Raw genomic sequence first — 17,822 nt, 5'->3', positions numbered from 1 at the left:
TCAGGCTACCTCACACAGGGCCGTCGGATCGATGGAAAGCGCCAGACGCTGACCGTCGGGATGCAGATCGGCCGCCGAGCGGTTGAGCACATCCACCACCAGTTCCACGCCCCGCGCTTCGATGCGGTAACGGATGACGTTGCCGAGCAGACTGTGGCTGCGGATCTGCGCGTCGAGTTCGCCTTCCAGGCTCAGCTCGATGGCTTCCGGGCGAATCGCGATGCGGTGGTTGATCGGGCGCTGCAACAGTTTTGATGCGTCGTCGGCATCGAGTAGGTTGTAGTTGCCGATGAAGCCGGCGGCGAACACATCGACGGGGGCGGTGTACAGGGTTTCGGCATCGCCGCTTTGTACGATTTTTCCTTGATTCATCAGGAAAATGCGATCAGACATCGTCAGCGCTTCTTCCTGATCGTGGGTAACGAAAATTGTGGTCAGGCCTAGTTCGCGCTGAATCTGGCGGATCTGTTCGCGCAGGTGTTTACGAATCCGTGCGTCGAGAGCCGACAGCGGCTCGTCCAGCAGCAACAGACGCGGACGCGTGACCAGCGAACGGGCGAGGGCCACCCGCTGGCATTGACCACCGGATAACTGATGCGGATAGCGGCTGGCGAAGTCGTTCAGTTCAACCAGTTTCAACACCTCGGAAACGCGTTTATGGCTGTCGTCGGCATTGACCTTCTGCATACGCAAACCGAAGGCAACGTTCTGTTCCACGGTCATGTTGGGGAACAGCGCATAGCTCTGAAACACCATGCCGATCCCGCGTTTCTGCGGACTCAACGGCACGATATCGACGCCATCGAGGAGGATCTTGCCGCCATCGACCGGTGTCAGGCCGGCGATGCAACGCAGCAGTGTGGATTTGCCGCAACCGGAGGGGCCGAGCAGGGTGACGAATTCACCCTTGTTGATTTCGCAGTCGATGTCGCTGAACACGGTCGTGCCGGCGTAGCTTTTCTGCAGGTGTTGGACGCTGACATAGCTCATTCGCTTTTGTCCTTGTTCAAGATGTTGGCGATCCAGGTCAGGACCAGCACGAAAAAGAAATACGAGATGACCAGCGCACTGGTGAAGTGACCGCTGCTGTTGCGCATGTTGTTCAGATAAACCTGCAGGGTTTCGTAGCGCGTGCCGACCAGAATGTTGGCAAAGACGAACTCACCGAACAGGAACGAGAATGACAGCAGCAACGCGACCATCAGGCCTTTGCGCAGATTCGGCAGCACCACCAGAAACGCCGCTTGAAAGGTGCTGGCGCCAAGCAGTTGCGCAGCGTCCATCAGGTCGCGCAGGTTGATCGCTTGCAGGTTGTTGGTGATCGCCCGGTACATGAACGGCAGCGCCACGGTGAAGTAGCAGCCGATCAGAATCCACGGTGTACCGACCATGGCCATCGGCCCGGAACCGTAAAGTTGCAACAGTCCCACCGACGACACCACCGGCGGCACCGCGAAGGGCAGCAGGATGAGGATGTTCATCAGCGCATCGAGTTTCGGAAAGTGGTAATGCACGACGAACAGCAGCGGCAGGATCAGCACGACTGAAAGCACCAGCGCGCCAACGCAGACCAGCAATGACTGGCCGAAGGCGTGCAGGAAACGCGGATCGCTCCACAACTGGATGTACCACTTGAAGGTGAAACCGCTGGGCAGGATGGTCGCTGACCAACTGCTGGCGATCGAATAGACCAGCGTGCCCACGAGTGGCAGCAAGAGAATGGCGAACAACAGATAAACCACGACGCGGTGGTAGAGGCCGGCCGGGCCGGATTCAGCGCGAGACATGGTAGCTCCTCTTCAACAGCAGTTGATGCACGACGGTGACGATGGTCATCAACGCCACCAGCACCACGGCCAGGGCGCTGGCCAGATTCGGGTCGAGGGAAATGTCACCGGAGACCATCGCTGCAATACGGATTGGCAGGACGTTGAAGTTGCCGGTAGTCAGCGCATAGACCGTGGCGTAAGCGCCGAGGGCGTTGGCCAGCAGAATCACGAACGTCCCGAGCAATGCAGGCGTCAGCACAGGCAAACCAATATGCCGCCAGAACTGCCAGCCATTGGCGCCAAGCAGTGCGGCGGACTCGCGCCAGTCTTCACGCAAAGCGTCGAAGGCCGGGTAGAGCAACAACACGCCGAGGGGAATCTGGAAGTAGGTGTAGAGAATGATCAACCCGGTTTTCGAGTACAGGTTGAAGTCCTGAATGATCCCCGACTGCTTGAGCATGATGGTGATGCTGCCGTTGAAACCGAGCAGGATGATGAACGCGAAGGCCAAGGGTACGCCTGAAAAGTTGCTGGTCATGTTGGCGAAGGCATTCACGAAATTGCGCAGTTTCGAGTCGACCCGGCGCAGGGAATACGCACCGAGTACGGCGATGATGATGCCGAACAAGCTCGACCAGAAGCTGATTTCGAGGCTGTACTGGATCGCCTGCAAGTAGAACTTCGAACTGAAGATCTTGCTGAAGTTGGCCAAGCCCCAGCCGAACTCTTCCGATTGCAGACTGCTGATCATCACCCAGGTCAGCGGGGCGATTTCGAAGACGATAAAGAACAGCGCGAAGGGCACCACGCACAGCGCCGCCAGCCATTTGCCGCGAATTATTGAGTTCACTTGAGCAACTCCCGGCACACAGGTTTGTCGTGGGGCACGCCGAGTAGTTCGCAGACGGTGCCGCAGATTTCCGTCTGTTTCGGTGCGGCATCGGCGTTGAGGCTGAAGGCTTCACCGAGGACAAACAGCGGCACTTGGCGTTCTTCCGGCAGCAGGCCGTTGTGTGAGCGATCGTTGTTCATGCCGTGGTCGGCAGTTACCAGCACTTGATAGCCAGCGTCGAGCCAGTTCTGCAGATAGTCGGCAAGGATGATGTCGGCGAAGCGCGCGCTGTTGCGGTATTGCGAAGAATCGAGACCGTGTTTGTGCCCGGCGTCGTCGATGTTCATCGGGTGGATCAGCAGGAAATTCGGATCGTGGCGCAGGCGCAGGTTTTCGGCGTCGGCGAACAGGTGCGAATCCGGGTAGTGATCGCTCCAGTAGAAATGCCCGTGCTGGATCGGCAGCGACAGATTGTCGGTGTGCCGGTCGCGCGCGGCTACGAACGGTGAGCGGTTGTACAACTCGCTGACCCAGTGATACGCCGCTGCTGCGGTTTTCAGGCCGGCGTCGCGGGCGTAGTGATAAATGCTGCGCTGGTTGGACAGGCGCGAGACATTGTTGTGGACGATGCCGCTGTCGATCGGCGGCACGCCGGTGAGGATACATTCATAAAGCGGTCGGGACAGGGCCGGCAGTTCGCACTCCAGTTGATAGAGCGCGGCGCGTCCTGCGCCAACATAAGCCTGCAGATGCCCCATGGCGTGACGCGCGACCTCGTAGTTGAGGCCGTCGAGCACGACAAGGATGACGTTGTGCTTCATAGGGGCAAAAACTCCGAAAACAAAACTGGAACCAACCCCTGTAGGAGCTGCCGCAGGCTGCGATCTTTTGATGTTGCTTTTAAAGGGCAAGATCAAAAGATCGCAGCCTGCGGCAGCTCCTACAGATGAAGGATTACTTCATCTCTACGATGACTTCCTCGTTCCACTGCTGTGGCAGGGCTTTCGAAGTCTTTTCCCACGCATCGGCGTCTTTGATCGGGGTGACCTTTTTGTACTGCTCGTTCGGCAGCAGTTTGGCCTTCACGTCTTCCGGCAGTTGCAGGTGCTCGGCGCGGATCGGACGGGCGTTGCCGCGGGCGAGGTTGGTCTGGCCGGCGTCGCTGAAGATGTATTCGCGGGTCAGCTTGGCGGCGTTAGGGTTTTTTGCGTACTTGTTGATGATCGTGGTGTAGCCGGAAATCACCGAACCGTCGGACGGGATCAGCACCACGTAGTCATCCGGGTTGGCCATCTTGGCTTTGTAGCTGAGGCCGTTGAAGTCCCAGACCACACCGACTTCGATTTCGCCTTTTTCCATGGTGGCGATGGTCGGGTTGGCCATCGACAGGCGACCTTGCTTGGCGATGTCTGCAAACAGCAGCAGGGCGGGTTTGATGTTTTTCTCGTCGCCACCGTTGGCCAGTGCCGCCGCGAGAACGCCGTTGGCGGCTTGGGCGGCGGTGCTCACGTCACCGATGGAAACCTTGTATTTGCCGCCCTTGAGGTCTGCCCATTTGGTCGGAACTTCGGAACCGTGCAGGAGCTTTTTGTTGACGATGAAGGCGATGGTGCCGGTGTAGGCCAGCGCCCAGTTGCCATCCTTGTCCTTGGCCCAGTCCGGGACTTGATCCCAAGTGCTTGGCTTGTACGGTTGCACCACACCTTGCTTGACCGCGATCGGGCCGAAGGCCGCACCGACGTCGCCGATGTCAGCGGTGGCGTTGTCTTTTTCGGCGGCGAACTTGGCGATTTCCTGGGCCGAGCTCATGTCGGTGTCGATGTGCTTGAGGCCGTAGGTTTTGGCCAGGTCTTCCCAGGTGCCTTTCCAGTTGGCCCAGTCATCGGGCATGCCGACGCTGTTGACGGCGCCTTCCGCTTTCGCAGCGGCTTCGAGGGTTTTCAGATCGGTGCCGGCCGCCATGGCGGAGGTGCACATTGCAATGGTCGAGCCTAACAGTGTTGCCAGGAAAAGCTGTTTCATTCCGAAGCTCCTTGGTCGTGTTCAACGCTGCGATTGCGGTGTGTGTTGGTCTAGGTCAGCAATACCTGAGCCAATTTAAGGGGGCTGGATGACACTTTGATGTCGGCGGCCTTGTTTCAGGCCTCTTGTTTGCCCGGTATTGGCGGCTGCCAGATAAGCGTAGACCATGCTCAAAGGCCCGCAGAGCAAGGGACTTGGCCGATGTATTGCAAGTCGTGAGGACGACCGTTCGGTAGTTTTGTCATCTCTCGGTCATCTGCACTGCCTAGGCTTGCAATATCAGGAAACGGCTTGATCGCCGTGCGGTTTTGCCCCGAAACAGTGCTGGTCTAGTCCAGATAGGTAACGTTGATGCGCGATGAGGCAACAAAAGCGGTGACAGCGATTGGCCAGGTGTTGCAGGAGCAGCTTGATCACGGGTTGTTGGCGGCAGGCAGCAAGCTGCCGGCCGAGCGCAAGCTCAGTGAGTTGTTCGGCACGACGCGGATTACTGTGCGAGAGGCGTTGTTGCAACTGGAGGCGCAGGGGCAGATTTATCGTGAGGAGCGCCGTGGCTGGTTCGTCTCGCCGCCGCGTCTGGCCTACAACCTGATGCAGAGAAGTCACTTTCACGCGATGGTCAGTGCGCAGGGGCGGGTGCCGTCGACCGAGGTGATTTCAGCGCGGTTGCAGCCGGCTTCGGCGGCGGTGTGTGCGTGGTTGCAACTGCCGGCGTTGTCGAGCGTGATTCAGATTTGCCGGTCGCGGCGCATTGATGGGCGGTTGGTGTTGTATGTGGAGCACTATTTGAATCCGCAGTTTTTTCCGGGGATTCTTGAGTTTGATTTGAATCAGTCGATGACCGAGTTGTATGCGCGGCATTACGATTTGCACTATGGGCGGGTGCGCTTTGAGATTGTGCCGACGTCATTGTCGGTGGATGCGGCGGCGGCCTTGCGAGTTTCTGTCGGGAGTCCGGGGTTGCGGATTGCTCGGGTTAATTATGATCAGCATGAGCGGTTGATTGATTGTGATCTGGAGTTTTGGCGGCATGATGCGATTCATGTCGGGGTGGATGTTGTTTGAGCGTTTTTGGGGTATATCCGTTGCTGCGGTAACGGCTACTTAGGGTTCCGCCCTTACGGCGGGTCACCTTTTCCAAACGCCGAAAAGGTAACCCAAAAGGCTTGCTCCTACGTGCGGCCCGCTCGCTGGGGCTCGGGGTTCCTTCGCTGCGGGATCGATCCGGGCGCAGCGCCTACGGTTTGCTTCGCTGCACCTCCTCTCGCTGTGTTTGGCTTCGCCAAACGGTCGCTGCGCTCCCACCCCCGGATCAATCCCTCCACTCAGCCTTCCGACGTCGCCCGTGGATCAAGATCAAAAGCGGTACTCGAGCTTGCGCTCATTGTGTTGAGTGGTGAGAAGCAGAAGCGATATTGGTTTGCCGGTTGGACTCAATCCTTGTGGGAGCTGGCTTGCCAGCGATGGCGGCCTGACAGCCGACCTGTTTCTTGCGGATGTACTCGATCCCTTGTAGGAGTAAGCCTGCTCGCGATGGCGGCCTGAGAGCCGACCAATTTCTGGCAGACTGCACACGGTCCAGATGTGGGAGCGAGCCTGCTCGCGAAGGCACTCCCACAGTCACCTCATCTCTACTTACCCGCCCCCGCATTGGCATACAAATAATCCGTCGCCAGCGACGCCAATGTCCTCACGCCCACCACCAGCGCCGACTCATCCACAAAGAACCCGGGATTATGATTCGGCGCTGCCTTGCTCATGTCCTGGTCTCTTGGTGTCACGCCGAGAAACACAAACAGCCCCGGCACTTCCTTGGCAAAGAACGAAAAGTCTTCCGCGCCCCCCACCAGCGGTGCATTCACCACATCATCCTTGGCCGCCCACTTCAGCGTCGGCAGCATCTTTTCCGTCAGCGCCGGGTTGTTGATGGTCGGGTCGTATTTTTCGATGATGGTGACATCCGCTTTCGCACCGCCGCTTTCGGCGATTTTTTCCACGGTCTGGCGGACGTCGGCATGCAGTTTCTGGCGGATGCCGTAGTCGTAGGAGCGGATCGTGCCGGTCATGTCGACGGATTCGGGAATGATGTTGTAGCGCGTGCCGCCGTTGATGGTGCCGATGCTGACCACTGACGGATAAGAGGAGATATCCGTGCGGCGGCTGACCACGGTTTGCAGGCCGACGATGGTTTGTGCGCCGACGGTGATCGGGTCGATGCCGTCCCAGGGGCGGCCGGCGTGGGTTTGTTTGCCGAGGATTTTGATACGCAGGTCGTCGGAGCTGGCGAGGGTGGCGCCGGGGCGGTAGGCGATCTGGCCGGCGGGGACGCCGGCCCAGACGTGCAGGCCGAAAACGGCGTCGGGTTTCGGTGATTTCATCACGCCTTCCTCGACCATCATTTTTGCGCCCCAGGTGTTTTTGCCGTCGGGAATGAAGTCGCTCGGACCTTCTTCGGCGGGCTGGAAGTAGAACACCACGGTGCCGGGCAGCGTGTCGCGCATGCCTGTGAGAATTTTCGCCGTGCTCAGCAGGATCGCGGTGTGCGCATCGTGGCCGCAGGCGTGCATGACGTCGACTTCTTTGTCGAGATAGATGCCTTTGGCTTTCGAGGCGAACGGCAGGTCGGCGACTTCCTTGACCGGCAGCGCATCCATGTCGGCGCGCAGGGCCACGGTCGGGCCGGGCAGGGCGCCTTTGAGGACGGCGACTACACCGGTGCGGGCGACGCCGGTTTTCACTTCCAGGCCCATGGCCTTGAGTTGTTTGGCGACCAGTTCGGCGGTGCGTTTTTCCGTGTTGCCGAGTTCTGGATGAGCGTGGATGTCGCGGCGGGTTTCCAGCAGTTCCGGCTCGAGCTTTTGCGCTTGTTCGGCGATTTGCGTGCGGGTGCTTTCCAACGTCGCGGCGCCAGCGTGGCTGGCGAACAGGCTGAGTAGAACGGCTTGGGCAATGCGCGTCAGTTGCATCGGTTTCTCCTTGATTATTGTTGTCGGGCTTCCCTGCCTGTGACTGCAACCGCGCGCTTGAGTGCTATTCCTTCGGCTCGCCGCCAGCGGCAGTGATCACCTGCACGCTCATGCGTGGCGTTGCCAGATCGAGTCCGGCTTCGTCGAGATGGCGCTTGAGCGACAGGTTGAAGGCTCGGGACACTTCCCACTGTTTGATCGGCGCAGTCTTGAACCGCGCGCGCAGAATCGCGCTGCCGGATTCGAAACTTTCGACGCCCTGAATCTCCAGCGGCGACCAGATATTGCGCCGTTGCAGTGGATCGGTACGCATCTTCTGACCGACTTCGCGCATCAGTTTGATCGCGTCGTCGATTTCCATGTTGTACGGCACCGCGACACGGAAGATCGCGTAGCCGAACTCGCGGGAGTAGTTCTTGATGCTTTTGATTTCGCTGAACGGGATGGTGTGGACGATACCGTCGATGTCGCGCAGGCGCACGGTGCGGATGGTCAGGCCTTCGACGGTGCCGAGGTGGCCGCCGACGTCGACGTAATCGTCGATGGCCAGTGAGTCTTCGATGATGATGAACAGGCCGGTGATCAAGTCCGCTACCAGTGACTGTGCACCGAAACCGATGGCCAGACCGATCACGCCGGCACCGGCCAGCAGTGGCGTGACGTTCATGCCCATGTTCGCCAGCGCGACGATCAGCGCAATGATAAAGATCGCCACGAACAGCACGTTGCGAATCAGCGGCATCATCGTTTGCGCACGGGCATTCGCCAGGCCTTTGCGCGAGCGGGTGAGGGCGTGGTGCACGGCGGTGTCGGCGAGGATCCAGATCAGCCAGGAGAAAATCAGTGTGCCGATCAGGCTGAACAGTTTGACGCTGACATCATGCCCTTCGCCCTCGGCGAAACCGATCAGCGACTGGCCCCAGACGCGCAGGCCGAGTTCGATAAAGACCAGCCAGACCACCAGGTGCGCGAGGGTGTAGAAGAAGTTTTTCAGGCGTTCGGAGTAGAGCGCGTGGCGTTTCGGCCCGCGTTGCGGCTTCAGTGAGTGGCGGCGGACGAGACCGTTGATCACCATGCACATCACCAGCAGCACGGTGCAAATCAATGACTGGCGCAGTGCAGTGCTGGTGTCGCCGGCGGAGACGAAGGTGGCGAACAGCGAGATGCCGACCAGTACCAGCGCTGGCACGTACCAGAAGGTGCCGAGGATTTCGATGGTGTCGCTGAGCGCGCGGCGGGTCAGGCGCCGTGACAGCGGCTGATTGCGGATCAGGTGCGCGATCGGTCGGCGGAAACGCAGGATAAATAGACCGGTCGACAGCGCCGCGAGTACATTGGCGATGGTCGCGGCGGTGTGGGCCAGATGCACGCCGAGGCTTTCGATCAGGCGTGGATCGTTCAGCGCCTCACCGAACGCGGCGAAGCTGCCGATCAGCCACAGCGGCCGGAACGCCTGATGACGCAGGATGTACAGCGCGCGATGGCGGTGCGGGCCATCGAGCAGGGAAAACGCGATCACGCAGATCGCCGAAAAACAGGTGCCGACCACCAGCGCATAGGCCAACACCATCGCCAGGCTTTTGCCCAGTGACGACGGCAAGGCGTAGCTCATGTAGACGGTCATCACCAGTGCGATCAGCCACGGCCCGAGCTTGCGCAAAGCGAAGCGCAGCATGTCGAGGGCCTTGGGGTGTTGCGGCAGTTCTTCGGTGAGGCCGAAACGCATGCGCACCCGATGCCCGAGCCAGATCAGCGCGGCGGCGAGCAGACTCCAGACCGCGAGGATCATGGCGAAGCCGAAAATGATTGGCAGCCACTCGTTGGCCGGCAGCATCATCGCGCTCAGTTCGTCCTTGGCCAGATCGAACTCGTTGCCCCAGCGGTTGAGCGGGCTGTCAGCGCCGGTAAATTGTTTTTCGAAGTTGGACAAAGTGCCGCCGATCAAGCCGAGCACGCCTTCTTCAGGGCTGGCCTGGGCTTTTTTGGTGGCGTCGCGCAGCTTTTTCAGATCGCTCAGCAACTGTGCGCGTTGCTTGTCGTTTTCCAGCGACTTGATGACTTCGTCGAGGGACTGGCCGAGCGGCTCCTGCGCTTCGGGCTGCGCTTTGTTGGTGTTGAGCAGACCGGGCAAGCCGACCGCGTGGGCGGGGGCCAGCGGCAGCAGCGTCATCAGGCAGACGAGGAACAAACTGGGCAAAGCAAAAAGACGAGCGAACACTAGGCGGTCAACCTCGCAAGGGGCGGATTCGCTGGAGTGTACGAGGCCCACTAAAGCAATGCGAGCCGGGCGCGGATTTATTCGTTGAGTTTGGCGAGGATCTTGTAGACCACGGTGGCGAGGATTGTGAGCATGCCGATCCACATGGCGAATACGCCGGCGTTCTTGTCACGGAAGTTGAAGCCGATGGCCAGCAGGATCATTCCGCTCAGAATCGGAATGAGCATGGCGTGGAACGAAGACATCGAGATCATGGAGACTGCCTTGTCGAAATGAATGATGTAAGTTTAGGTCGGTTTCTGCCGGCCGGTATTGATCTGAGTAGGAGCAACCGAAGGCTGCGATCTTTTGATTTTGTTTTTAAGATCAAAAGATCGCAGCCTTCGGCAGCTCCTACATTGAATCGCATTTTGCCGAAGTTTTTATGGCAACTCGCGGCAGGCGTAGAACGCACTCAGCACTTTGACCAAGTGTGCCAGGTCGTGGCTGCCGCACAGTTCGCGGATCGAGTGCATGGCGAAGGTCGGCAGGCCGATATCGACAGTACGCACACCGAGGTGGCTGGCGGTGATCGGGCCGATGGTCGAGCCACAGCCCATGTCGCTGCGCACCACGAAACTTTGCACCGGGACTTCTTCGGCCATGCACAGATGGCGGAAGAAACCGGCGGTTTCGCTGTTGGTCGCGTAGCGCTGGTTGCTGTTGACCTTGATCACCGGGCCGGCGTTGAGTTTCGGGCCGTGGTTGGCGTCATGTTTTTCTGCGTAGTTGGGGTGCACGCCGTGGGCGTTGTCGGCCGAGACCAGCAGGGATTTCTGAATGGTGCGGACGAATTCGTCACCTTCCGGCAGCAGACGGCGCAGGGTCTGTTCGAGCATCGGGCCATCGGCACCGCAGGCGGAGCAGGAGCCGACTTCTTCGTGGTCGTTGCACACCAGCACGCAGGTTTCGTCGGTTTCGGCGGTGAGCAAGGCTTGCAGGCCGGCGTAGCACGACAGCAGGTTGTCGAGACGCGCGCCGGCGATGAAGTCGCCATTGAGGCCAATAACGGCGGCACTTTGCGTGTCGTAGAAACTCAACTCGTAATCCAGCACGACGTCGGCGTTCAAGCCGTGTTCGCGGGCCAGTTGATCGGTGAGCACGGCGCGGAAATCGACGCGCTCGTCACCGGCAAATTGCGCGAGGATCGGCGGCAGTTCGGTCTGCGCGTTGATCGCCCAGCCCTGATTGGCTTCACGGTTGAGGTGAATGGCCAGATTCGGAATGATCGCGATCGGCGCTTTGAAGTCGATCAACTGGCTTTCGACCTTGCCGTCGCGGCGGAAGGTCACGCGGCCGGCCAGCGACAGATCGCGGTCGAACCACGGTGCCAGCAGCGCGCCGCCATAGACTTCAACGCCCAGTTGCCAGAAGCCCTGACGCTGCAGTTCCGGTTGCGGCTTGACCCGCAGGCACGGGCTGTCAGTGTGCGCGCCGACCAGGCGGATGCCGCCGTGCAGTGGCGAAGTGCGGCCCATTTTGATCGCGACGATCGAGGAGTCGTTACGGGTGACGTAATAGCGGCCGTTAGGCTCGGTGGTCCATGGCTCACGCTCGTCGAGGCGCACGAAACCGGCAGCCTCCAGACGCTGTACCAGACTGGCAGTGGCGTGGAACGGGGTAGGGGAGGCCTTGAGAAAGTCGATCAGGCCTTGGTTCAACTCTTCGCGCATAAGAAACTCCAGACAGCAGTGGGCGGGAGTTTAACGCATCGGCCGGACAATTGAATCCGAACCGGAGCCCTTGTAGGAGTGAGCCTGCTCGCGATAGCGGTGTGTCAGATCATTATTGATTGACTGACAGAGCGCTATCGCGAGCAGGCTCACTCCTACAGGGGACGGTGATGTGGTCAGAACGGTGCAGGGCACTCGAAGCGCAGGCGTTCACCGGTTTGCGGATGGGTGAAGCTGAGCATGCTCGCGTGCAGGCACAGACGTGGCCAGGCGGCCAGAGCCTGCTCGTGGGCGTAGAGCCCGTCGCCGAGCAGCGGATGCCCGATCGACAGCATGTGCACGCGCAACTGGTGCGAACGGCCGGTGATCGGCGTCAACTCAACGCGACACCAGTCACCGCAACGCTCCAGCACACGCCAGAAGGTCAGCGCGTGTTTGCCGAATTCGTGGTCGACCACATGACGCGGCTTGGTCGGTGGGTCGTAACGCAGGGGCAGGTCGATGCTGCCACTGTCGAGTTCCGGCTGACCCCAGGCCAAAGCGGTGTAGGCCTTTTCGGTTTCGCGGTCGTGAAACTGGCGCGACAGTTCGCGGTGCGTGTCGGCGTCACGGGCGAGCAGAATGATGCCGGAGGTTTCCCAGTCCAGGCGATGGACGATGCGCGCTTCCGGGTAGCCGTTTTCCTGCAGGCGGGTAATCAGGCAATCCTTGTTGTCGTCGGCGCGACCCGGCACCGAGAGCAGCAATGTCGGTTTGTTCACCACCAGTACGGCGGCGTCCTGATGAATGATGTGGATGTTGGACAGCGGCATTAAAACAGCCTCGTAACAAATGCCAACGGCGGCTCGGAACTGCTGATAACCCTGTAGGAGCTGCCGAAGGCTGCGATCTTTTGACTTTGAAGATCAAAAGATCGCAGCCTTCGGCAGCTCCTACACAAGCATCAATAGTCCGAGCCGCCGTAGCGACTGCCAAATCGACTCAGCGATCAGGCAGGGTGATGTTGAGTTCCAGAATCGAGCAACTGCCCTGGCTTTCCAGTGCAACATGTACGTCGTCGTTGCCGATGTTGACGTACTTGCGGATCACGTCGACCAGTTCCTTCTGCAAGGCTGGCAAGTAATCCGGCGTGCTGCGCTGGCCGCGCTCATGCGCCACGATGATCTGTAGACGCTCTTTCGCTACCGAGGCGGTACTTGGCTTTTTGTTGGCACGAAAGAAGTCAAAAAGGTTCATTACCTACCTCCAAACAGGCGCTCGAAGAATCCCTTCTTCTCGACATCGAGGAAACGGTGGGCTTTTTCTTTGCCCAACAGGCGGTCGACGGTATCGCTGTAAGCCTGACCGGCATCGCTCTGGTCGTCGAGAATCACCGGGACGCCCTGGTTGGATGCTTTAAGCACCGCCTGGGATTCCGGGATCACGCCGAGCAGGGTTACCGAGAGGATTTCCTTGACGTCTTCAACGCCCAGCATCTCACCCTTTTCAACACGCTCTGGATGGTAGCGAGTGATCAGCAGGTGTTCCTTGATCGGGTCTTCGCCACGTTCGGCGCGACGCGATTTGCTCGCCAGCAGGCCGAGCATGCGGTCCGAATCTCGTACCGAGGACACTTCCGGGTTGGTCACGACGATCGCTTCATCAGCGAAGTACATGGCCAGGTGTGCACCTTTTTCGATGCCGGCCGGGGAGTCGCAGACGACGAACTCGAATTGTTCCTTGAGCTCCATCAGGACTTTTTCCACGCCTTCGACAGTCAGCGCGTCTTTGTCGCGGGTCTGACTGGCGGCCAGTACGTAGAGGTTTTCCAGGCGCTTGTCTTTGATCAGCGCTTGTTGCAGGTTGGCTTCGCCGTTGACCACGTTGACGAAGTCATACACCACGCGGCGCTCGCAACCCATGATCAGGTCAAGGTTACGCAAGCCCACGTCGAAGTCGACGATCACTGTTTTGTGGCCACGCAGAGCGAGGCCGGTACCGATAGCGGCGCTGGTGGTGGTCTTACCCACACCACCCTTGCCGGATGTAACCACGAGAATCTTGGCCAAGGTGTTTCACCCCTAAGGAAGAAGGACTTTTTAGCCCCTGAAAAACATCTCTTGAAAACTACTGCAGTCGGACAGCCTTGGCTGGAATTCGGCGTTGAGCCTTTTTCCTACTTCGTTTGAGCCGTTTTCGCTACGTTTTAGAGATGCTTGGAAAATGCGGCAGTATCCGTTAAAGCCGAATGATGTTCAACACGTCGCCCGACAGGCTGACCTGTACGCCCGAGCCCCACATCGGGTCGCGGCGCAAATCTTCGGAAACCTTGTAATGACCGGCGATGGAGATCAGTTCAGCGCTCAATTGCTGACAGAAAATCCGTGCCTTGGTGTCACCCTTCACGCCGGCCAGCGCCCGACCACGCATCGGGCCGTATACATGGATGTTGCCATCGGCGAGAAGTTCCGCCCCCGGACTGACCGAAGACACCACGACCAAATCGCCACCCTGGGCATATATCTGTTGGCCACCACGTACTGGCGTGGTGATGACGCGGGTCGGTTTGACCGTTGGCTCCGGCGGTTTTTCCGGCTTCTTTTTGACTTCGGCTTCAGGTGTTTCCAGCGGCCGTTCACGGGCGCCCGACGGCGGCAATACCGGAATGTCGATGGCGATGGCGGCGGCGATGTCTTCGATGCGGCTGGCGCGAATTGCCAGGGTGCGCAGGCCATGTTGACGGCAGACGCGCATCAGGCCCGGCAGATCGACGGCGCCTTCGCTCGGCGGCAGTTTGTCCAGCGCCAGAACCAGCGGCGCGTTGCTGAAGAAGTTCGGCGCCTGGGCAACTTTGGCGGCCAATTGCCGATCGAGGCTTTCGAGGTCGTTACGGGCCAGTTCCAGCACAGTAATGGCCAGCATGCTGCCCTTGAGCTGGAATACGGGATCTTGGTCTAACGGTTCGGTTTGGCTCATGTCGGCATACAACGGCTTGTCACTAAAAGTGCCGAGACTTATAACGAGAACGCCCGCAGGCCGCAAGCCGGGTCGAACGATGTAGAATGCGCGGCCACTGTATTTACGGAAGCTTTAATGGATCGCCCGCGTTTTCGAAAAGCATTTTTATCGCCACGCTTCTGGCCGCTCTGGTGCGGTCTGGGGCTTTTGTGGCTGATCGTGCAGTTGCCCTATCCGGCGTTGCTGACCATCGGTCGAGTTTTGGGCGCCTTGATGTATCGCGTGGCCGGCGACCGGCGGCGCATTGCCAAGCGCAATCTTGAGCTGTGCTTCCCGGAAAAATCCGCCGCCGAGCGCAAACGCCTGCTCAAGGAAAATTTTGCCTCCACCGGCATCGCTTTTTTTGAAATGGCCATGAGCTGGTGGTGGTCGCGTGAACGTCTGGCCAAGCTGGCCCACGTTGAAGGCCTGGAGCATTTGCAAAAGGCCCAGCGCGAAGGCAAAGGCGTGATTCTGATGGCCGCGCATTTCACCACGCTGGAAATCGGCGCGGCGTTGCTCGGTCAGCAGCACACCATCGACGGCATGTACCGCGAACACAAGAATCCGTTGTTTGACTATGTTCAGCGTCAGGGCCGCGAGCGGCACAACCTCGATTCGCTGGCAGTGGAGCGTGACGACGTGCGCGGCATGCTCAAGTTGCTGCGCTCCGGTCGCGCGATCTGGTACGCACCGGATCAGGACTACGGCGCCAAACAAAGCATCTTCGTGCCGTTGTTCGGCATTCAGGCAGCGACCGTGACGGCGACGACGAAATTCGCCCGTCTGGGCAAGGCGCTGGTCGTGCCGTTCACGCAGGAGCGTCTGGCTGACGGTAGCGGTTATCGCTTGGTGATTCATCCGCCGCTGGAAGACTTCCCAGGCGAAACCGAAGAAGCCGACTGCATCCGCATCAATCAGTGGGTCGAGAGCGCCTTGCGTGCCTGCCCTGAGCAGTATCTGTGGGCGCATCGACGCTTCAAGAGCCGCCCACCGGGCGAGCCGAAGTTGTACGCCAAACGCGGTTGATTGACCCACCCCTATAAGCACCATGGAGCGTTGCGATGAGCCCAGCTGAGCCGGTCACAGGTTTGATTCTTTCCGGCGGCGGGGCTCGGGCGGCGTATCAGGTGGGGGTTCTGGCGGCGATTGCCGAATTGCTGCCGTTGGGCGCGGACAATCCGTTTCCGGTGATCGTCGGCACCTCGGCCGGGGCGATCAATGCGGTCAGCCTGGCCAGTGGTGCCACGGACTTTCGCGCCGCCATCGAACGCCTCACCTTGTTCTGGCAGGGCTTTCGCAGCCATCGCGTGCTGCGCAGTGACTGGCCCGGCGTTATCCGTCAGGCCAGCCGCTTTGTCAGTCACAGCCTGCTCGGCCTCGGTCGGCAACTGCCGGTGGCGCTGCTCAACAGTTCGCCGCTGCGCGAACTGCTCAATGAAAAACTGCACATGCCCGGTATCGCCGAATCGATCGCGCGCAAGCAATTGCATGCCGTGGCGGTAACTGCGTTCGGCTATGAGTCGGGGCAAGCGGTGACGTTCTATCAGGGCGGCGGCAAGATCGATTCATGGCTGCGCCATCGACGTATTGGTGTGCCGACGCAACTGTCGGTGGATCACTTGCTGGCCAGTTCGGCGATTCCGTTGTTGTTCGCGCCGGTGAAAATCGGTGATGAATATTTTGGCGACGGCGCCGTGCGGCAATCGGCGCCGATCAGCCCGGCGCTGCATTTAGGGGCGAGCCGGGTGCTCGTGGTCGGTGTCAGCGGCAACCCGCGCGGGTTTGATCCGCAGCAGCCGCTGGAGCGCGCCTACACCGGACAACAGCCGACGCTGGCGCAGATTGGCGGGCACATGCTCAACAGCACGTTCATTGACAGCCTGGAGAGCGACATCGAGTTGCTCCAGCGTCTCAACCAGTTCAGCCACTTGATGCCTGCCGGCACGCCGACGCGCGAGTTGGGCGTGGCACCGGTGGAGGTGCTGGTGATTTCGCCGAGTCAGCCGATCGATGAGATCGCGGCGCGGCATCGCCAGGAGTTGCCGGCGGCGTTGCGTTTGTTTCTGCGCGGGCCGGGGGCGACCAAGACCAGTGGGGCAGGGGTGTTGAGTTATCTGCTGTTCGAGGCGGGGTATTGCAGCGAGTTGATTGATCTGGGACGGCGCGATGCGTTGGCCAAGCGCGAGGAGCTGTGCCGGTTTTTGGGATTGCCATTTTAAAGCAAAAGATCGCAGCCTTCGGCAGCTCCTACATTGGAATGCGCTATCCCTGTAGGAGCTGGCGAAGCCTGCGATCTTTTGATTTTTATCAGAAGTGGAACTTCACCAGGAAGCTCGTGGTGCTCTGATTGGTCTTGAACGCACCGGTGTCGTCGATGCCGTACTTGTCTTTCCAGTAGTCGTATTCAACACCGACATACAACTGCTTCTCGCCGAAACTCAGCGCCTTGCCCAGGTCGTATTTGACCTGTGGGTTGAAGTGCAGGTTGGCGTGGTAATCGCCTTTGGAGTTGGAGTCGTTGTCGGTGACCCAGTCCATGAAGCCGTCGATCAGGATGTCCGACTTGCCGACCGGGATGGTGTAGGACCAGACCGGAGTGATCTGCCAGACGTTGTCACCGGCGCGAGCACCTTGGGTGTGACGCTGGTAGAAGTTCAACTGGAAGTAGTCGAAGCCCGGGATTGCCAGGTCGAAGCCTGGACCGATCAGGTACGACTCGGTATCGCCTTCGCCGAACTCGTAAGTCATCGCCACCAGCACGTCTTTGATCGGGCCGAACTCGATCTTCTGGTCGAGCACTTTGCCCAGCGAGATGCGCGGGCTGAACTCACCGTAGTAAGTGTTCGGACCGTTGCTGAAGTCCTTGCCACCGTTGTAGAAGATCTTGTCGAGGAAGAAGAAGTTATCCCCGTACTTCCACGCATCGGCGTGCTCGAAGGTGACGGTCTGCTGGATGCGCGGGTTGACCTGGAAGTCCTTGCCATACAGGTAGGTCAGGCTGTTGTTCTGCCACTGCAGCAGGCCTTCGGCCATGGCCTGGCCGCCGGCCAACATCGATCCCGCGAGCATCAGGCTGGTGCACATACGTTTCATTCGGTTGCTCCCAAAGTAGGTGTTCCACGTTATTTTTTTTAAGATCGGCGCTCTGGTGTGGCGCCTTTTTTCGTTGCTGCAAAAGTCATCCGATCGGTCAGCTTCGTTGCTGTTAGCAAGAGCCGAGCCAAGGCTTTCGAAAAGCAAAAAAACACCCGCTCGGCTGCTGAAAAACAGTCGATTAAGTGTGTTTTCGGGATGCCTCGGTACTGACCGGGCCGGGATAAGTTG

General features: G+C 59.5%; 17 protein-coding genes. 3 read left to right on the top strand and 14 right to left on the bottom strand.

What is annotated here, in order from left to right:
* From ACM6IN_RS26280 to ACM6IN_RS26260, 5 genes are all read right to left on the bottom strand, one after another.
* Window positions 1–990: an ABC transporter ATP-binding protein gene (locus ACM6IN_RS26280; protein WP_007916331.1), complete on the bottom strand. Its 990-nt coding sequence runs from the start codon at window positions 988–990 to the stop codon at window positions 1–3.
* Window positions 987–1,787 (bottom strand): ABC transporter permease, encoded by an 801-nt coding sequence (locus ACM6IN_RS26275; protein ID WP_007916333.1) that lies wholly within the window; start codon window positions 1,785–1,787, stop codon window positions 987–989. The genes ACM6IN_RS26280 and ACM6IN_RS26275 overlap by 4 nt, the downstream gene beginning before the upstream one ends.
* The gene (locus ACM6IN_RS26270; protein WP_007916335.1) at window positions 1,774–2,619 is read right to left on the bottom strand and encodes an ABC transporter permease; all 846 of its coding nucleotides are present in this window, start codon (window positions 2,617–2,619) and stop codon (window positions 1,774–1,776) included. Before ACM6IN_RS26270 ends, ACM6IN_RS26275 begins: the two co-directional genes overlap by 14 nt.
* Window positions 2,616–3,422 (bottom strand): alkaline phosphatase family protein, encoded by an 807-nt coding sequence (locus ACM6IN_RS26265; RefSeq protein ID WP_007916336.1) that lies wholly within the window; start codon window positions 3,420–3,422, stop codon window positions 2,616–2,618. Before ACM6IN_RS26265 ends, ACM6IN_RS26270 begins: the two co-directional genes overlap by 4 nt.
* A 133-nt stretch (window positions 3,423–3,555) precedes the next feature.
* Window positions 3,556–4,623, bottom strand: a complete 1,068-nt coding sequence (locus ACM6IN_RS26260; RefSeq protein WP_007916337.1) for an ABC transporter substrate-binding protein — start codon at window positions 4,621–4,623, stop codon at window positions 3,556–3,558.
* 351 nt (window positions 4,624–4,974) lie between these two features.
* On the opposite strand from ACM6IN_RS26260, the gene ACM6IN_RS26255 reads away from it, so the two are divergent.
* On the top strand, window positions 4,975–5,688 hold the full coding sequence (locus ACM6IN_RS26255; RefSeq protein WP_007916338.1) for a UTRA domain-containing protein: 714 nt from the start codon (window positions 4,975–4,977) through the stop codon (window positions 5,686–5,688).
* Between the two features lie 566 nt (window positions 5,689–6,254).
* Here the strand turns inward: ACM6IN_RS26255 and ACM6IN_RS26250 are convergent.
* From ACM6IN_RS26250 to minC, 8 genes are all read right to left on the bottom strand, one after another.
* On the bottom strand, window positions 6,255–7,589 hold the full coding sequence (locus tag ACM6IN_RS26250) for an amidohydrolase (RefSeq protein ID WP_414916971.1): 1,335 nt from the start codon (window positions 7,587–7,589) through the stop codon (window positions 6,255–6,257).
* Between the two features lie 64 nt (window positions 7,590–7,653).
* Window positions 7,654–9,807 carry a mechanosensitive ion channel domain-containing protein gene (locus ACM6IN_RS26245; protein ID WP_414916970.1) on the bottom strand — a complete coding sequence of 718 codons (2,154 nt, stop codon included), beginning with the start codon at window positions 9,805–9,807 and terminating at the stop codon, window positions 7,654–7,656.
* Window positions 9,808–9,884: 77 nt separating this feature from the next.
* A complete protein-coding gene (locus tag ACM6IN_RS26240) occupies window positions 9,885–10,061 on the bottom strand; it encodes a hypothetical protein (protein WP_163004785.1) in 177 nt (58 codons plus the stop codon).
* 168 nt (window positions 10,062–10,229) lie between these two features.
* A complete protein-coding gene (locus tag ACM6IN_RS26235) occupies window positions 10,230–11,519 on the bottom strand; it encodes a M18 family aminopeptidase (RefSeq protein ID WP_007919200.1) in 1,290 nt (429 codons plus the stop codon).
* 176 nt (window positions 11,520–11,695) lie between these two features.
* The gene (locus ACM6IN_RS26230) at window positions 11,696–12,331 is read right to left on the bottom strand and encodes an RluA family pseudouridine synthase (protein WP_034151766.1); all 636 of its coding nucleotides are present in this window, start codon (window positions 12,329–12,331) and stop codon (window positions 11,696–11,698) included.
* Between the two features lie 169 nt (window positions 12,332–12,500).
* Window positions 12,501–12,755: a cell division topological specificity factor MinE gene (minE, locus tag ACM6IN_RS26225; protein WP_003223146.1), complete on the bottom strand. Its 255-nt coding sequence runs from the start codon at window positions 12,753–12,755 to the stop codon at window positions 12,501–12,503.
* Entirely contained in the window at window positions 12,755–13,567 is an 813-nt protein-coding gene (minD, locus tag ACM6IN_RS26220; protein WP_007913953.1) for a septum site-determining protein MinD, read from the bottom strand. The genes minE and minD overlap by 1 nt, the downstream gene beginning before the upstream one ends.
* Before the next feature lie 169 nt (window positions 13,568–13,736).
* The gene (minC, locus tag ACM6IN_RS26215) at window positions 13,737–14,474 is read right to left on the bottom strand and encodes a septum site-determining protein MinC (protein WP_026000431.1); all 738 of its coding nucleotides are present in this window, start codon (window positions 14,472–14,474) and stop codon (window positions 13,737–13,739) included.
* Between the two features lie 117 nt (window positions 14,475–14,591).
* Here minC and ACM6IN_RS26210 point away from each other — a divergent pair, with 117 nt between their 5' ends.
* Both ACM6IN_RS26210 and ACM6IN_RS26205 read left to right on the top strand, forming a co-directional pair.
* Entirely contained in the window at window positions 14,592–15,524 is a 933-nt protein-coding gene (locus tag ACM6IN_RS26210) for a lipid A biosynthesis lauroyl acyltransferase (RefSeq protein WP_095114336.1), read from the top strand.
* A 35-nt stretch (window positions 15,525–15,559) separates the two neighbouring features.
* Window positions 15,560–16,717 (top strand): patatin-like phospholipase family protein, encoded by a 1,158-nt coding sequence (locus tag ACM6IN_RS26205; RefSeq protein WP_007913959.1) that lies wholly within the window; start codon window positions 15,560–15,562, stop codon window positions 16,715–16,717.
* Window positions 16,718–16,805: 88 nt separating this feature from the next.
* Here the strand turns inward: ACM6IN_RS26205 and ACM6IN_RS26200 are convergent, their stop codons facing one another.
* Complete coding sequence (locus tag ACM6IN_RS26200; protein WP_007913962.1) at window positions 16,806–17,591, bottom strand: outer membrane protein OmpK; 786 nt, start codon at window positions 17,589–17,591, stop codon at window positions 16,806–16,808.
* Window positions 17,592–17,822: the final 231 nt, after the last annotated feature.

This window comes from Pseudomonas sp. IT-P395, from assembly GCF_949767675.1.
Taxonomy (GTDB): domain Bacteria; phylum Pseudomonadota; class Gammaproteobacteria; order Pseudomonadales; family Pseudomonadaceae; genus Aquipseudomonas.
Note: the sequence above shows the minus strand (reverse complement) of the source record. Positions and strands in the feature narration are given on the sequence as shown.

What these genes read in the sequence shown, in the direction of transcription:
- ACM6IN_RS26260 (WP_007916337.1), bottom strand. Translation starts at nt 4,623, where the DNA reads ATGAAACAGCTTTTCCTGGCAACACTGTTAGGCTCGACCATTGCAATG.
- ACM6IN_RS26210 (WP_095114336.1), top strand. Translation starts at nt 14,592, where the DNA reads ATGGATCGCCCGCGTTTTCGAAAAGCATTTTTATCGCCACGCTTCTGG.
- ACM6IN_RS26205 (WP_007913959.1), top strand. Translation starts at nt 15,560, where the DNA reads ATGAGCCCAGCTGAGCCGGTCACAGGTTTGATTCTTTCCGGCGGCGGG.
- ACM6IN_RS26250 (WP_414916971.1), bottom strand. Translation starts at nt 7,589, where the DNA reads ATGCAACTGACGCGCATTGCCCAAGCCGTTCTACTCAGCCTGTTCGCC.
- ACM6IN_RS26255 (WP_007916338.1), top strand. Translation starts at nt 4,975, where the DNA reads ATGCGCGATGAGGCAACAAAAGCGGTGACAGCGATTGGCCAGGTGTTG.
- minE (WP_003223146.1), bottom strand. Translation starts at nt 12,755, where the DNA reads ATGAACCTTTTTGACTTCTTTCGTGCCAACAAAAAGCCAAGTACCGCC.
- ACM6IN_RS26235 (WP_007919200.1), bottom strand. Translation starts at nt 11,519, where the DNA reads ATGCGCGAAGAGTTGAACCAAGGCCTGATCGACTTTCTCAAGGCCTCC.
- ACM6IN_RS26275 (WP_007916333.1), bottom strand. Translation starts at nt 1,787, where the DNA reads ATGTCTCGCGCTGAATCCGGCCCGGCCGGCCTCTACCACCGCGTCGTG.
- minC (WP_026000431.1), bottom strand. Translation starts at nt 14,474, where the DNA reads ATGAGCCAAACCGAACCGTTAGACCAAGATCCCGTATTCCAGCTCAAG.
- ACM6IN_RS26200 (WP_007913962.1), bottom strand. Translation starts at nt 17,591, where the DNA reads ATGAAACGTATGTGCACCAGCCTGATGCTCGCGGGATCGATGTTGGCC.
- ACM6IN_RS26230 (WP_034151766.1), bottom strand. Translation starts at nt 12,331, where the DNA reads ATGCCGCTGTCCAACATCCACATCATTCATCAGGACGCCGCCGTACTG.
- ACM6IN_RS26280 (WP_007916331.1), bottom strand. Translation starts at nt 990, where the DNA reads ATGAGCTATGTCAGCGTCCAACACCTGCAGAAAAGCTACGCCGGCACG.
- ACM6IN_RS26240 (WP_163004785.1), bottom strand. Translation starts at nt 10,061, where the DNA reads ATGATCTCGATGTCTTCGTTCCACGCCATGCTCATTCCGATTCTGAGC.
- ACM6IN_RS26265 (WP_007916336.1), bottom strand. Translation starts at nt 3,422, where the DNA reads ATGAAGCACAACGTCATCCTTGTCGTGCTCGACGGCCTCAACTACGAG.